At 64.3% G+C, this 13,980-nt stretch carries 13 protein-coding genes; 3 read left to right on the top strand and 10 right to left on the bottom strand.

The genetic code is table 11. The annotated features are described in order from the left end of the window. Nucleotides 1–446 precede the first annotated feature (446 nt). Together ACFX5Q_RS20505 and ACFX5Q_RS20500 are read left to right on the top strand one after the other, a co-directional pair. Nucleotides 447–1,115: a response regulator gene (locus ACFX5Q_RS20505; protein WP_404280966.1), complete on the top strand. Its 669-nt coding sequence runs from the start codon at nt 447–449 to the stop codon at nt 1,113–1,115. Further along, nucleotides 1,105–2,457, top strand: a complete 1,353-nt coding sequence (locus ACFX5Q_RS20500) for a sensor histidine kinase (protein WP_404280963.1) — start codon at nt 1,105–1,107, stop codon at nt 2,455–2,457. Before ACFX5Q_RS20505 ends, ACFX5Q_RS20500 begins: the two co-directional genes overlap by 11 nt. Here the strand turns inward: ACFX5Q_RS20500 and ACFX5Q_RS20495 are convergent, their stop codons facing one another. The 7 genes from ACFX5Q_RS20495 to ACFX5Q_RS20465 form a co-directional block, all read right to left on the bottom strand. Next, nucleotides 2,458–3,336 (bottom strand): ABC transporter permease, encoded by an 879-nt coding sequence (locus tag ACFX5Q_RS20495; RefSeq protein ID WP_404280960.1) that lies wholly within the window; start codon nt 3,334–3,336, stop codon nt 2,458–2,460. Between the two features lie 14 nt (nt 3,337–3,350). Beyond that, nucleotides 3,351–4,205 carry an ABC transporter ATP-binding protein gene (locus ACFX5Q_RS20490; RefSeq protein ID WP_404280957.1) on the bottom strand — a complete coding sequence of 285 codons (855 nt, stop codon included), beginning with the start codon at nt 4,203–4,205 and terminating at the stop codon, nt 3,351–3,353. Between the two features lie 157 nt (nt 4,206–4,362). Next, a complete protein-coding gene (locus ACFX5Q_RS20485; RefSeq protein WP_404280954.1) occupies nt 4,363–5,376 on the bottom strand; it encodes an ABC transporter substrate-binding protein in 1,014 nt (337 codons plus the stop codon). Between the two features lie 186 nt (nt 5,377–5,562). Then, nucleotides 5,563–6,336: a 4-hydroxy-tetrahydrodipicolinate reductase gene (gene dapB / locus ACFX5Q_RS20480; protein ID WP_404280951.1), complete on the bottom strand. Its 774-nt coding sequence runs from the start codon at nt 6,334–6,336 to the stop codon at nt 5,563–5,565. A 62-nt stretch (nt 6,337–6,398) separates the two neighbouring features. After that, nucleotides 6,399–7,208, bottom strand: coding sequence for an agmatinase family protein (locus tag ACFX5Q_RS20475; protein ID WP_404280949.1), 810 nt, complete (start codon nt 7,206–7,208; stop codon nt 6,399–6,401). Between the two features lie 204 nt (nt 7,209–7,412). Next, nucleotides 7,413–9,533, bottom strand: coding sequence for a molybdopterin-dependent oxidoreductase (locus ACFX5Q_RS20470; protein WP_404280947.1), 2,121 nt, complete (start codon nt 9,531–9,533; stop codon nt 7,413–7,415). Nucleotides 9,534–9,618: 85 nt separating this feature from the next. Continuing rightward, a complete protein-coding gene (locus tag ACFX5Q_RS20465; RefSeq protein WP_404280945.1) occupies nt 9,619–11,496 on the bottom strand; it encodes an ABC-F family ATP-binding cassette domain-containing protein in 1,878 nt (625 codons plus the stop codon). 306 nt (nt 11,497–11,802) lie between these two features. Between ACFX5Q_RS20465 and ACFX5Q_RS20460 the strand changes: the two genes are divergently transcribed. Then, nucleotides 11,803–12,042 (top strand): hypothetical protein, encoded by a 240-nt coding sequence (locus ACFX5Q_RS20460; protein ID WP_404280943.1) that lies wholly within the window; start codon nt 11,803–11,805, stop codon nt 12,040–12,042. A gap of 142 nt (nt 12,043–12,184) precedes the next feature. Here the strand turns inward: ACFX5Q_RS20460 and ACFX5Q_RS20455 are convergent, their stop codons facing one another. The 3 genes from ACFX5Q_RS20455 to ACFX5Q_RS20445 all read right to left on the bottom strand — a co-directional run bounded on the left by ACFX5Q_RS20455 (nt 12,185) and on the right by ACFX5Q_RS20445 (nt 13,976). Then, nucleotides 12,185–12,631 (bottom strand): MucR family transcriptional regulator, encoded by a 447-nt coding sequence (locus ACFX5Q_RS20455; RefSeq protein ID WP_404280941.1) that lies wholly within the window; start codon nt 12,629–12,631, stop codon nt 12,185–12,187. Between the two features lie 165 nt (nt 12,632–12,796). Further along, nucleotides 12,797–13,000: a hypothetical protein gene (locus ACFX5Q_RS20450; RefSeq protein ID WP_006201563.1), complete on the bottom strand. Its 204-nt coding sequence runs from the start codon at nt 12,998–13,000 to the stop codon at nt 12,797–12,799. Then, nucleotides 12,993–13,976 (bottom strand): DMT family transporter, encoded by a 984-nt coding sequence (locus ACFX5Q_RS20445; protein ID WP_404280938.1) that lies wholly within the window; start codon nt 13,974–13,976, stop codon nt 12,993–12,995. The genes ACFX5Q_RS20450 and ACFX5Q_RS20445 overlap by 8 nt, the downstream gene beginning before the upstream one ends. Nucleotides 13,977–13,980: the final 4 nt, after the last annotated feature.

The raw sequence follows: 13,980 nt of genomic DNA, 5'->3' as shown, positions 1-13,980 counted from the left end.
GGCGTGCCCTTGGGAGGAATTCGCGTCGCTCGGACCACCCCGAGATGGGTCTGTGGTACTGCCATTTCCAGTCACGAAGATGTGCCCGAAAACCTCTGAAATGGCGCTTGAAATCCGGCTGGTGGTTTCCTGCGCCATAATCTTTCCGAGCGATTTCATGTGGTTAGGTGAATACACCTCGTTCCGGCGACAAGATTTTCCGAGCCGGCGTTCACGCCGTCGTGCACGGTTCGTCAACGGAAATCGAACCGAACGGTTCGGTTTTATGCGATTGACGGGAGTTTCGCCATCCAAAGGCCAGCGATAATGTTCGCCAGCTTGGAGTTTGCCTTGCGCGCGGATCGATATTATCCGTTGTCACGGGCATCCAATCGGACGCTGCTGGCCGCGTTCGTCGGAAACACCGATGAGACCCGGCAGGCAGCATTCCTGAACAGCGATAGAAAATGCGGCTGCTGCTTGTCGAAGACAATCGCGAACTGGCCGATTGGCTGGGCAAGACCTTGCGCCAGGCGAACTATGTCGTCGACGTCGTGCATGACGGCGAGGATGTCGAGCATGCCTTGGCCGCCGGCGACCATGCGCTGGTTATCCTCGACCTGGCGCTGCCACGCATGGGCGGGATGGAGGTGTTGCGCATGCTCAGGGCGCGTGGCAACCGGGTGCCGGTCATCGTACTGACCGCCAACGCGAGCCTCGACGGTCGCGTCAAGGGCCTCAACGAAGGCGCCGACGACTATCTGGCCAAGCCGTTCCAGATCGAGGAACTGGAGGCGCGAATCCGCGTCCAACTGCGGCGCGTTAACGACCGGACCGCGCCCGTCGTCGCCTGCGGCGATCTCGTCTTCGACACCAACACGCGGCTGTTTTCGGTGGCCGGTGACGCGCTGGCGCTGACGCCGCGTGAGCATGCGGTGCTGGAGCAATTGATGGTCAAGGCGGGGCGCACGGTGAGCAAGGCGGCGCTGTCGTCGGCGATCTTCGATTTCGAGACAGACGCCGACCCCAGCGCCATCGAGATCTATGTCCACCGGCTGCGCAAGAAGCTCGAGGGATCGCGGGTCCAGATCGCCACCTTGCGTGGCCTCGGCTATCTCCTGCGCGATGCAAGTTAGAAGCCTCCGCCTGCAGCTGCTGGCCTGGGTGGTGCTGCCACTCGCCGGGCTCGCCACAATCAATCTGTGGACCAGCCACCGCAGCGCGCTGGCGACTGCGGACCTGGTCACGGATCGCATGCTGGTGGGGTCGGCGCGCGCGATCGCCGAGCAGGTCGCCATCGTCGACGGCGTGCTCGACGCCACGGTGCCGCCGGCGGCGATCGAGATGTTCGACACCGGCGACCGCGACAGCGTCTACTATCGTGTCGAGACCGCCGGCGGGCGGCTGCTGACCGGCTATCCCGACCTGCCGGTGGCGCCGGGGCGCCCAACCATGAAAAATGTCTATCGCGACCACGAACTGCGGCTGCTGACATACAGCCACGCCGTGGTCGGCGCCGGCGTGGACTCGCCGATCTCCGTCACCGTCGGCGTCACGCTGGCCGGACATGACGCCATGGTGCGGCATTTGTGGTTCAGCGCCTTTGCCCAGCAACTGGCGTTGGTGGCGATTGCCGGCATCTTCGTGCTGCTCGGCCTGCGCCGCGGCCTGGCGCCGCTGATCCGGCTGCGCGACGCCGTGCGCTCGCCAAGCCGCAGCGACCTCGATCCGATCGAAGTCACCGGCGCGCAGAGCGAGATCCGGCCGCTAATCGATGCGCTCAACGTCTATATGGAACGCGTGCGAGCGCAGATGGCGGCGCAGCGCCGCTTCATCGCCAATGCCGCGCATCAGTTGCGCACGCCGCTGGCGCTGCTGTCGACGCAGGCGAGCTACGCGCTGCGCGAAGGTGCCGCCGAGGCGCGCCAGGAGGCGCTGGTGGCGCTGCAGGCCAGTTCCGGCCGGCTGGCGCGGCTGGCTGAACAGCTGCTCACCCTGTCGCGGGCCGAGCCCGGCAGCCGGCGGCCGCGCGCCGACCGTGTCGACCTGACCGAGGCCGCCCGCCATGTGCTGGAGACGCAGGCGCCTGCGGCTCTCGCGCGCAACATCGATCTCGGTCTTGACGAAACCGGGCCGGTGGCGGTGGTCGGTGACGGCACCATGCTGCGCGAGCTAATCGTCAACCTTGTCGACAATGCGTTGCGCTACACGCCGGCCGGCGGCACCGTCACCGTCAAGCTGGCCGCCATCAATGGCGAAGCGGTCCTGACGGTCGCCGACGACGGGCCGGGCATCCCGGCGGACGAGCGCGAGCATGTCTTCGAGCGCTTCTACCGCCTGGCCGGCGCGACCGAGGAAGGCAGCGGGCTTGGCTTGGCAATCGTGCGCGAGGTGGTCGAAAATGCCGGCGGCCGCGTCACCCTTGCGGATGGCGCGGCCGGCGGCCTGGTGGTCGAGGTGCGGCTGCCTTTGGCCTGATCAGGCCCCCTGCTCGTTGAACGGAGCCGGGCGCCATTTGACGACATAGTTCTCGAAGCGGGTGATGATGAATTCCACCACAAGCGCCATCACCGCCAGGATGACCATGGCGGCGAAGACGCCGTTGGCATTGAAGGCGCCCTGCGCCGTCGAGATCAGCAGGCCCATGCCTTGCTTGGCGCCGAGGAATTCGCCGACCACGGCGCCGACCAGCGCGAAGCCGAAACTGACATGGAGACTCGCCAGGATCCAGCTCATCGCCGACGGGATGATGACGGAGCGGGTGATCTGGAACGGCGAGGCGCCAAGAATCTGGGCGTTGGCGATCATCGCCCGGTCGGCTTCACGCACGCCCTGGAAGGCATTGGCGAAGACGACGAAGAACACCATCACCACCGCCAGCGCCACCTTGGAAGCCATGCCGAGGCCAAGCGCGATGATGAACACCGAGCCAAGCACGACGCGCGGCACGGAATTGGCGATCTTGATGTAGATCGAAAACACGTCGGCGAGCAGCCGGTTGCGGCCAAGGATGATGCCGGCGGCGATGCCGCCAAGGGCGCCGATGACGAAGCCGAGGAAGGTTTCCTCCAGCGTCACATAGATCTGCAGCCAGAGCGGGCCTTGCGAAGTGCCTTCGGTGATCCACGACCAGATCTGCTGCCAGATGCCGGAGGGGCTGGCGAAGAAGAACGGGTCGATGAAATTGTAATCGGCACCGAGTTCCCACAGGCCGAGGAAGACGACGAGGATAGCCAGGCGCAAGCCGATGACCAGCGCATGGCGAAGGCGCAGCCGCGCCTTCGCCATGCTTTCGGCAACGGCGATCGAGGCGTCGCGGACGGCAGCATGGTCGGCGGTGGGAGAGATGGCGGTCATGGCGGTGTCTCCTCTCAATGGCCGGTCTGCAAAGTGCGGCTCTGGCCGAGCTGCACTTCCTCGCGCAGATCGTTCCAGATCACCTTGGCGATCTCGACGAATTTCGGGTCGTAGCGGATGTCGGCCATGACGCGCGGGCGCGGCAGGTCGATGCGGTAGACGCTCTTGACCGTGCCCGGCCCCGCCGTCAGCACATAGACCTTGTCGGCCAGCGCCACCGCCTCCTCGAGGTCGTGGGTGACGAAGACGACGGAGGATTTCTGCTCCGACCACAGACCCAGCAACTCGTCCTGCATGGCCGTGCGGGTCTGCATGTCGAGTGCGCTGAACGGCTCGTCCATCAGCAGGATCTTGGGCTGGTTGATGAAGGTCTGGGCGAGCGCGACGCGCTTGCGCATGCCGCCGGAGAGCTGGTGGGGATAATGCTTTTCAAAGCGGCCGAGGCCGACGCGGCCGATCCAGTCACGCGCCCGCTCATAGGCCTGCGCCTTCGGCGTGCCGCGATAGAGCGGGCCGGCGGCGACATTGTCGATGACGCTGCGCCACGGAAACAGCGCATCGGCCTGGAAGACGAAGCCGATGTCGCGACTGATGTCGGTGACCGGGTTGCCCATGACACGGACATTGCCGGTGGTCGGTCTGAGCAGGCCGGTGACGAGGTTGAGTGTCGTCGACTTGCCGCAGCCGGTCGGCCCGACGACGCAGGCGAACTCGCCACGCGCCACCGTCATGGTGAAATCGCGGATCGCCGTCATCATGTGGCCGTCGGGCGTGACGAAGCGCAGCGTCACGTCGTCAATGGCGATCGCCGCATCGGCCGGTGGCGCGGCCTGAGACAGCCTCTCGGCCGCCATGGGTTGCAGTTGCATGGCACACTCCTGTCGCAATGGGGCAAGGGAGCCCGCAGCGCAGCCGCGGGTCTCCTGGTGGTCTGGCAAGGGCCGCGCTGCCTGTTTGTTCAAGCGAACGGCGCAAACCCTTGTTCTTCAACGGGCGATACAGAAACCGATGCCCGTGGGTGCGACGCTACTTGGCGGCGTCGACGAACGCAGTCGTGTAGGTCTTCGACAGGTCGATCTGCTTGCCCTGCAGGCTCTTGGAGAATGTCGAGAGGACCTTGAGCACGGTCGGCGGGCCGTCGGCCGGCATGCGGCCGTCGGGCGTGAACATCGCCTTGCCGCCGGCCAGCCCCCGCACGTAGAGATCCCTGTTGCCGGCATAATAGTCCTTCGGCATCTTGTCGGCGATCTCCTCGGCCGAATGGGTGGCGATGAATTTCATCGTCTTGACGAAGGCATTGGCGAGCTTCTGTGCCTCGTCCTTGTGGTCATCGAGCCAGGCGGATTGGACGTAGAAGGACGCCGCCGGATAGGGCCCGCCGAGCGCTTCCTTGGTCTTTTCAGGGGTACGCATGTCGACGAGGACGCTGGCCTCGCCGGTCTTCAGCAACTGGGCGATGGTCGGTTCGGTGGTCATGCCGGCCTGGATCTGATCCTGCTTGACTGCGGCGATGAAGGTGTTGCCGGCACCGACCGGCAGCAGCGTGTAGTCGCCGGGCTTCAGCCCGTTGCGAACGGCAAGATACTGACTGAGGAAATCGGTCGAGGAGCCAAGGCCGGTGACGCCGAGCGTGGCGCCCTTGAAGTCGGCCGGCGACTTGATCTCGGGGTGCTTGGCGGAGACCAGTTCGACCTCGCCCGGCGCCTGGCTGAACTGGACGATCGACTGGATGTATTTGCCCTTCGACTGCAGGTCGACGGTGTGGTCGTAGAAGCCGACGACGCCCTGCACGGCGCCGGCCAGCAGTTCATTCTCGGCCTCGACGCCGGCGCGCGAATTGACGAGTTCGACGTCGAGCCCCTGGTCCTTGAAGTAGCCGAGCTGCTGGGCGAGCACGGCCGGCAGATAGATCTGCTTTTCCATGCCGCCAACGATGATGGTGATCTTGTCGGCCGCAGATGCCGCCGAGGCACCCGTTGCGGCGATGGCCAACGCCAGCGCCGCTGAACGCAAGGCGCACTTCGAGATGATACCTGTCACGAAACTTCCTCCACCTGGGCGGCGCACCAAAAGGCCGCGCCGCATTTCCTCCTCACCGGCCACCAGGACCGGTCACGCGGAGAACACCGCGGCACCGTCATGGCATAGCCAAGCTTTCAGCTGGCTTTCAGCTGGCTTTCAGCCGTTCGATGGCCGGGAGTAACCGAAATCAGCCGGGATTGCTCATCACGAGGCGTTGAACCCAAGCACATCGCGCATGTCGTATTCGCCGGGCGGGCGTCCAGCCACCCAAAGGGCGGCGGCGATGGCGCCGCGCGCGAACATGATACGGTCGCCGACCGAATGCGACAGGGTGACCACCTCGCCCTCGGTGCAGAAGCTGACGCTGTGCTCGCCGACGATGCTGCCACCGCGCACTACCGCGAAGCCGATTTCGCCTTGCGGGCGCGGGCCGATGATGCCGTCGCGAACGCGCCGCGCCACGACGTCGAGTTCGATGCCGCGTCCCCTGGAAGCGGCCTCGCCCAGCATCAGCGCCGTGCCCGACGGCGCGTCGACTTTGGAGCGATGATGCGCCTCGAATATCTCGACATCCCAATCCTCGGGACCGAGTGCGCTGGCCGCCTGCTCGACCAGTCCAACCAGCAAGTTGAGCCCGAGCGAGTAGCTGCCGGAGCGCACGATGGCGATGGTTTTGGCCGCAGCGGCAATCGCGGCAAGTTCCCCGTCGTTGAAACCGGTCGAGCCGATCACCAGTGCCGGCCCGCCACGCGCCGCGCAGGCTTCTGCGAGTTCAGCGGATGCGGCCGGCGTGGTGAAGTCGATGACCACGTCGACAGCGGCCAGTGCATCATCTCGACTGACCAGCCCTTCGCCGGTGACGCCGGGCCGATGGAAACGGGCGGCCAGCGCCAGCCGCGGATCAGCCTCGATGGCTTCCACCATCTGGCGACCCATGCGGCCAAGCGCGCCGGCGATGGCTATCCTGAGGGGTGGCATGGCGTGTCCTATTGAAAGGCGAGTCGGAACAATCGTCTAGCACGCCGCCTTGCCAAATTGATTCAGGCGGCAGTCGCGCCGTTGGTCTTCAGCATCATGCCGGCGATCTCCTTCACCAGCTTGGCGGCAACCAGTGCCGTCAGGTTCGAGACATCCTGGTTTGAATTGTATTCGACGACATCGGCGGCGACGATTCGTTGGTCGATGCCGTGGATGAGGCTGATCACCTGCCGGGTCGACAGCCCACCGGGCTCGCGATGGGAGACGCCAGGCGCAAAGGCCGGATCGAGACCGTCGAGATCCACCGAGAGGTAGACGGGCGTCTTGAGGTCGAGCCGCAAGCCCTCGCTGAAATGGCGCGCCTCGACCACCTCGACGCCGAACCGCCTGATCTGGTCGCGAAGGTCGTCATTGAGGGTGCGCAGGCCGATCTGGATCAGCCGGTCGGCCAACCGCTCCTCCATGATGCGGGCGAAGGACGAGGTGTGCGAGCGCAGATTGCCCTGATAGGCAGGATAGATGTCGGGGTGGGCGTCGATCTGGACGATCGTCAGGCTGGGGTGGCGGCGACGCACGGCGCGCAGAACCGGCCAGGCGATGGCATGGTCGCCGCCGAGGCTGATCAGCGGATGGCCGGCATCCAACGCGCGGCCGACCTCATTTTCGATCTGATCCCACGGGTCGCCGGCGCCTGCGAAGTCGATGTCGCCATGGTCGACGAAGCGATCCGTCAGATCGAAGCCGGTTTCGCTCCACGAGCTGTGGGCGTCGCTGTGCAGTTCGCGCCTGATCAGTGCCGGCGCTGCCGCCGCGCCGCGCAGATAGGACGAGTTCTCGTCATGCGGTATTCCCAGAAGCGAAATCCCGGCCATGGCATCCTTCCTCGTCTCAGCTGAGGGGAGCCTCTATAGACGCGGGAGCTGGCAGCCGCGACGGCAGGCATTTGGGCCAGATGCCAAATCTGGAAGCCACCGCTATGCGGTTCATCGTTTCACGGAAACGCCGAACCGCTCTATCTCTTTGTTTTGACGCAATTCCGGACGGAAAACCGCTACGCACTTTTCCTGGAATTGCTTCTAGGCGCCCAGCTCTTCCGCCTTGCGCAGCCACACCTTGTTGTCGTGCAGCGCGGCGCCGCCATAGGGCGCCGGCGCATCGGCGCCGGTCAGCACGTTGATGCCTTCGCCGCGCTCATGCGCGCTGTTCGGCCAGATGCCTTCGGCGATCACGACGCCGCGCTTGATGCCGTCGAATAGTTTGGCATGCAGCACCACTTCGCCGCGCTGGTTGCCGACCTCGACGCGGGCGCCATCGGCGAGCCCGAGAGCGGCCGCGTCGTCGGGATGCAAAAGTAATTCGGGCCTGCCCTCCTTGGCCTTCGACACCGGCGTCTCGGCGAAGGTCGAGTTGAGGAAGTTGCGCGCCGGCGAGGTCGTCAGCCGGAACGGGTGCGCTTCATCCGCCACCTCGATCAAGTCGACATGATCGGGGAATTCCGGCAGCCGCTCCACCGGGCCGAACAGGCCCATACTTTTCGGCGGCCGGTTGGGCGCCGCCTGCCCGGTCCAGTCGGCGTGGAAGCGGAATTTTCCATCCGGATGGCCAAAACCATTGACGAAATGCGCGGCCTCGAAGTCCGGCTGCAGGTCGACCCATTTTTGCTCTTTCAGGCTGTCGAAGCTGCCCAGCCCGCGCTTGCCGAGAATGATGTCGATGTGCTGCCTTTCGGTGAGGCCGAAGCCCGGCCGGTCGGCGACGCCGAGCCGCTTGCCAAGTTCCTCGATGACGAAGTGGTTGCTGCGAGGCCCTGCCGGCGGGTCGATCAGCTTCGGGCCGAGCGTGATGTGCTGGTTGCCGCCGCCCTTGTAGACGTCGTCATGCTCCAGAAACATCGTCGCCGGCAGCACGACATCGGCAAGTATTGCCGTATCGGTCATGAACTGCTCGTGCACGCAAGAGAAGAGGTCGTCGCGCAGGAAGCCTTGCTTCACCAGCCGCTGCTCGGGCGCGACATTCACCGGATTCGTGTTCTGGATCAGCAGCGCCGTCACCGGCGGGCCGCCATAGAGCGCGTCCGCCGCTCCGGTCAGCACAGGGCCGATGCGCGAATGGTCGAGATGGCGGACGCTGGGGTCGCGCATCGCGGCGCCTTCGAGCACATCCTGGTTCAGCTTGAAGATGCCGGAATTTGAGTGGAAGGCGCCGCCGCCTTCATACTGCCAGCAGCCGGTGACGGCGGCGATGCAGGACGCCGCATGCATGTTGACCGCGCCGTTGCGCTGGCGCGCAAAGCCGTAGCCAAGGCGAAAATAGGTTTTCTTGGTCGTGCCGACGAGGTGGGCGAAGGTCTCGATCTCGGCCACGTCGAGCCCGGTGATCGAAGCCGCCCATTCCGGCGTGCGCTCCTTTAGATGCTCTTCCAGCCCACGCGGATCGTCGGTGTATTTTTCCAGATAGGCGCGGTCGGCCATGCCATCCCGGAACAGCACATGCATGACCGCGCAGGCCAGCGCGCCATCGGTGCCGGGCTTCAGCACCAGGCCGAGATCGGCCTGCTTCATCGTCGCGTTCTCGTAGACGTCGATGACGACGATCTTGGCGCCACGCTCCTTGCGCGCCTTGATGGCGTGGGTCATGACGTTGACCTGCGTGACCACGGCATTGGTGCCCCAGATCACCACGCAGTCGGACTTCGCCATCTCGCGCGGGTCAGGCCCGCGCAGCGCGCCCGCCCCCATCATCCAGCCGGTCCAGGCCAGGTTGGTGCAGATCGAGCCGAAGAAGCCGGAATACTTTTTCGCGTAGCGTAGCCGGTGGATGCCGTCGCGCTGCACCAGCCCCATCGTGCCGGCATAGTAGTAGGGCCAGACCGTCTCCGAGCCGTGTTTTTCCTCGGCCGCGATGAACTTCTCGGCGACGAGATCGAGGGCTGCTTCCCAGCTGGATTCCTTCCAGGCGCCTTCTCCCTTGGCGCCGGCCCGCACCAGCGGTTTCAGCAGGCGGTCGGGGTGATGGACGCGGTCGGCATAGCGGGCGACCTTGGCGCAGATGACGCCAGCCGTATAGCTGTTGGCCTTAGCGCCATGGACGCGGCCGATGCGCTTGTCGTCGAGCAGTTCGACCTCGAGCGCGCAGGTCGACGGGCAATCATGTGGGCAGGCCGAATGGCCGATGCGGAGCTTGGCGTGCTGGTTCATGGGGTTTGTCTAGCGAGTTTCGGGGATGAGGTGTAGGGCCAGACGATTAGCCAATCTCCCCCACGTGGGGGAGATCACACTACCCCTACTCCGCGGTGCCTTCCTCATATTCCGCCGACATGGTCAGCCACTTCTCCTCGTGACCGGCCAGCGTCTGGGCAAGCTGCGAGCGCTCCTTGGCGAGCCGTGTCGCTGTCGAGGGATCCTTCTCGTAGATCGCCGGATTGGCGAGTTCGTCCTCGATCAGGTCCATGCGCTTACGGATGCGGTCCATCAGCGCTTCGGTGGCGCGGATTTCCTTGGCCAGCGGCTCGAAGGCGGCGCGGCGCGCCGCCGCATCGCGGCGGCGGTCGGCCTTTGACGCCTTTTCCGCCTCACGCTTGCCGCGGCGGTCGCCCGACACGCCAGTGACCAGCGTCTTGTAGTCCTCGAGGTCGCCGTCATACGGGTTGACCGCGCCATTCTTGACCAGCCACAACCGGTCGGCGGTCGCCTCAAGCAGATGGCGGTCGTGCGAGATCAGGATGACGGCGCCGGGAAACTCGTTGAGCGCATGGATCAGCGATTCACGGCTGTCGATGTCGAGGTGGTTGGTCGGTTCGTCGAGGATGAACAGGTTCGGCCCCTCGAAGGCCGACAGGCCCATCAGCAGCCGCGCCTTCTCGCCGCCCGACAGGTCCTTGGCGGCGGTGTTCATCTTTTCGGTGGTCAGGCCGAACTGGGCGACGCGGCCGCGCACCTTCGATTCCGGCGCTTCCGGCATCAATCGGCGGACATGCTCATAGGCGTTTTCCTCCGGGCGCAGATCGTCAAGCTGGTGCTGGGCGAAGATCGCCACTTTCAGCCCGGGCGCCACCGTCATGGTGCCGGTCTCCTGCTTCAGGCGCCCGGACAATAGCTTGGCGAAGGTCGACTTGCCGTTGCCATTGGCGCCGAGCAGCGCGATACGGTCGTCGGCATCGATGCGCAGCGTCATCTTCTTCAGGATCGGCTGGCCTTCGGTGTAGCCGACATTGACGCTGTTCAGCGCGATGATCGGCGAGGCCACCGTCTTGACCGGCTCGGGGAAGGAGAACGGCCGCACCGTGTCGTTCACGATCGCCGCGATCGGCTTCATCTTCTCCAGCGCCTTGATGCGCGACTGCGCTTGCCTGGCCTTGGAAGCCTTGGCGCGGAAGCGCTCGACGAAGGACTCCATGTGTTTGCGCGCCGCTTCCTGCTTGACGCGACCCTTCTCCTGCAATTCGCGCTGCTCGGTGTACTGGCGCTCGAACTGGTCGTAGCCGCCGCGCCAGAAGGTCAGCTTCTTCTGGTCGAGATGGACGATCGAGTTGACGGCGCGGTTGAGCAGGTCACGGTCGTGCGAGATCAGAAGCACGGTGTGCGGATATTTGGAGACGTAGTTCTCCAGCCACAGCGTGCCTTCGAGATCGAGATAGTTGGTCGGCTCGTCGAGCAGCAACAAGTCGGGCTCGGAAAACAGCACGGCTGCCAGTGCCACGCGCATGCGCCAGCCGCCGGAGAAGGACGAGGCCGGACGGCGCTGCGCCGCATCGTCGAAGCCGAGGCCGGCCAGGATGGTGGCGGCGCGGGACTCGGCCGAATGCGCATCGATGTCGGCCAGCCGCATGTGGATGTCGGCGATGCGGTGCGGATCGGTCGCCGTCTTTTCCTCTTCGAGCAGCGCCTGGCGCTCGACATCGGCCTTGAGCACGATCTCGATCAGCGGCTCCTCGGTGCCCGGCGCTTCCTGCGCCACCTGGCCGATGCGGGTGTTCTTCGGCAGGCTGATCGAACCGGTCTCGGAGGGGAAATCGCCGGTGATGGCTTTGAACAACGTTGTTTTGCCGGTGCCGTTGCGGCCGACGAGGCCGGCCTTGGTGCCGGCCGGCAAGGTCAGCGAGGCGTGGTCGAGAAGCAGGCGCCCGGCCATGCGCAGCGAAAGGTCGTTGATAACAAGCATGGCCGCGCTTTTGCACGGGACACCGACGCTTCGCAAGGGCTTGCGGCTGGGTTGGCCGTATAGGCCACGCCGTCGACGTCGGACGTCCAGACTGCACTGCCTGAATCGGCCCGACCCGCGTTGCCGAGCAAAAAATCGATTCAACAGACAACTTGAAGTTCAGCCTCAACATATACTAGCGCATCGCGCGCGCTTCGGATGCGCAAGGACCAGAAAAACCTCTGCTCCGGCCACGATATTTTTTCGAAGAATTGATTTCAATTTTAGCGCCGATGCTGTGACCTTGTCTTTGCGCCTCAATTCGACTTGGGCGCCAAGAAGAATTTACTTGGTCAGGACCCCATCATGGACGAGGCAGCGAACGATCTGCGCGCGCTCAGATATGTCGCCGACATCACCCGGAAATTGGCGAAGATGCTTTCGCGCACGCGCTATCACATGCTGGTGTATTTTCTCGAGATGACGGCGGTCGAAGCCGACAATCTGGCGAACGCGCAAGATCCGAAACGGATGGGCGCTCAGACGCCGCCGGAACCGAGAAACTGATAGGGCAACGTTGGAGCACGTTAGAGCACATCAAAGCGCGTCGCGTTGAAACGGATTCACGCGAGGCGCTTCAAGTCTTTGGTTTTATGCATGTCGCCCAAAAGCGCCGCGCACTTTGGGCGACATATCACATAGTTCGCGATCAGCTCTTGGCCTTGCGCTTGGCCGCCTTGGCCGGAGCAGCCAAGGCAGGCTTGCGGCCGAGCCCGGAAGACTTCGCCAGCGCCGAGCGCGTCGCCGAATAGCTGGGCGCCACCATCGGATAGTCTGGCGCCAGACCCCATTTGGCGCGGTATTCGTCCGGAGTCAGCCCGTGGTCGGTGCTCAGGTGCCGTTTCAGCGACTTGAACTTCTTTCCATCCTCGAGGCAGACGATGTAGTCCGGAAATACCGACCGCTTCGGATTGACGGCCGGCGTCAGCGCCACGCTCTCCTTGACGGCGCTGGCACCAGCCAGCTTGCGCACCGAGGCGCTGACACTGGCGATCAGGTCCGGCAGGCCGGCGGCCGGAAGCGGATTGTTGCCGACATAGGCCGAGACAATGTCGGCGGTGAGTTCGATTGCAGTCCTGTCATCGATATTGTTCAATTTTTTTCCCTCTGCTGGCGATCAAGTCGCCAGCTCTTTTGAAGACTTCTTTGGATGTATCGATTCGCCCCGTTCCCCAACGGACCATCAAGAGTCAGTAACCCATGCAGACTCAATACGGTCCGATATTTTCATACCCGCCTACGGCGGCGCAAATTAGAAAATCTAATACTTGGAAGCGGTCGACTTTGAGTGTACGGAATCAGACAGAATCTCGAGAATACGCTTCCAACGGGCACAACGACCGAAATCTTTCTGCTCAATCGCCTTTTCTGCCTTCATTGCGGCATAGAGCGGCGCCTCGGCGCCGAACTCCCTGACCAGCCAGTGCGCTTCCTGTCTAGCGCGGCGTTCATCCTCGTCAAGCATGGTTTTCGGCCTCCGAACCTTCGATGCCAACCGCAATGCAACTGCCGATGACGAGGACGGCGCCGGCAATGGCCGTCATCGTCAGCCTTTCGCCCGAGAGCGTAAGCAAAAGCGTCGAGGCGATCGGTGTGAGATAAGCGACGACAGCGACCTTGCCGCCCTGGTCGAGCTTCAGCGCCCGCGACCAGAAATAGTAGCCGAGGCCCATCGGACCAGCGCCGAGATAGAGCCCGGCAAGCAGGTATGGGCCGATGTCCCAGGCGACACCGTCGTGAACGCACCACAGGAATGTCAGCGCCACGCCGACCAGCGCCGAAGGCAGCAGCAGGCGGTCCGGTGACGTGGCAAGGCGACCGACGACGATCGAATAGAAGGCCATGCACAGCGCCGACCCGAAGGCGGCGAGATAGCCGGCGAGATTGCCCTGGAACCACGACTGTTCACGCCCGCCCGAAATCACCAGCGCAACGCCGACGAAGCCGAGCGCGGCGGTGATGCCGAGCAGCGCCGGACGACGCGGCCTGTCGAGGACGATGATCGCCGCCGCGACCATCAGCGGCCAGGTGTAGGCAACGAGATTGGCCTCGATGACCGGCATCGAGGCGAAGGCGACATATTGCAGGATCATGGTGCCGACAAGGCCGATGATGCCGACGGCGAACGGCACCACATTGCTCGCGAAGTAGCTTGGCTCCCCCTTCTCTCCTTGTGGGAGGAGGCGGCGGATGAAGGGTGCTCCAGCCTGGCGCCGACGAAAGTCGCTGCTCATCACACGGATCAAGGCAAAGACCAGGGCGGCGCCAATAAATTGCAGGAACTGCACCTGCGACACCGAATGGCTTGCGAGCAGGGATTTGCCGACCAGCGCGTTGGTCGCCCACAGCGCGACCGCGCCAGCGGCAAAGACCAGCGCGGACCTCGAGCCCGACCCGCCCAGGGCGGACCGGAACGGGAGTGTATGCTCCTGTTTGACCATGATC

Origin of the sequence: Mesorhizobium sp. IMUNJ 23033 (genome assembly GCF_044778005.1) — a bacterium.
In the GTDB taxonomy this organism is placed as follows: Bacteria; Pseudomonadota; Alphaproteobacteria; order Rhizobiales; family Rhizobiaceae; genus Mesorhizobium; species Mesorhizobium amorphae_A.
The sequence above is the reverse complement of the archived record's forward strand: the minus strand, read 5'-3'. Positions and strand labels throughout refer to the sequence as shown.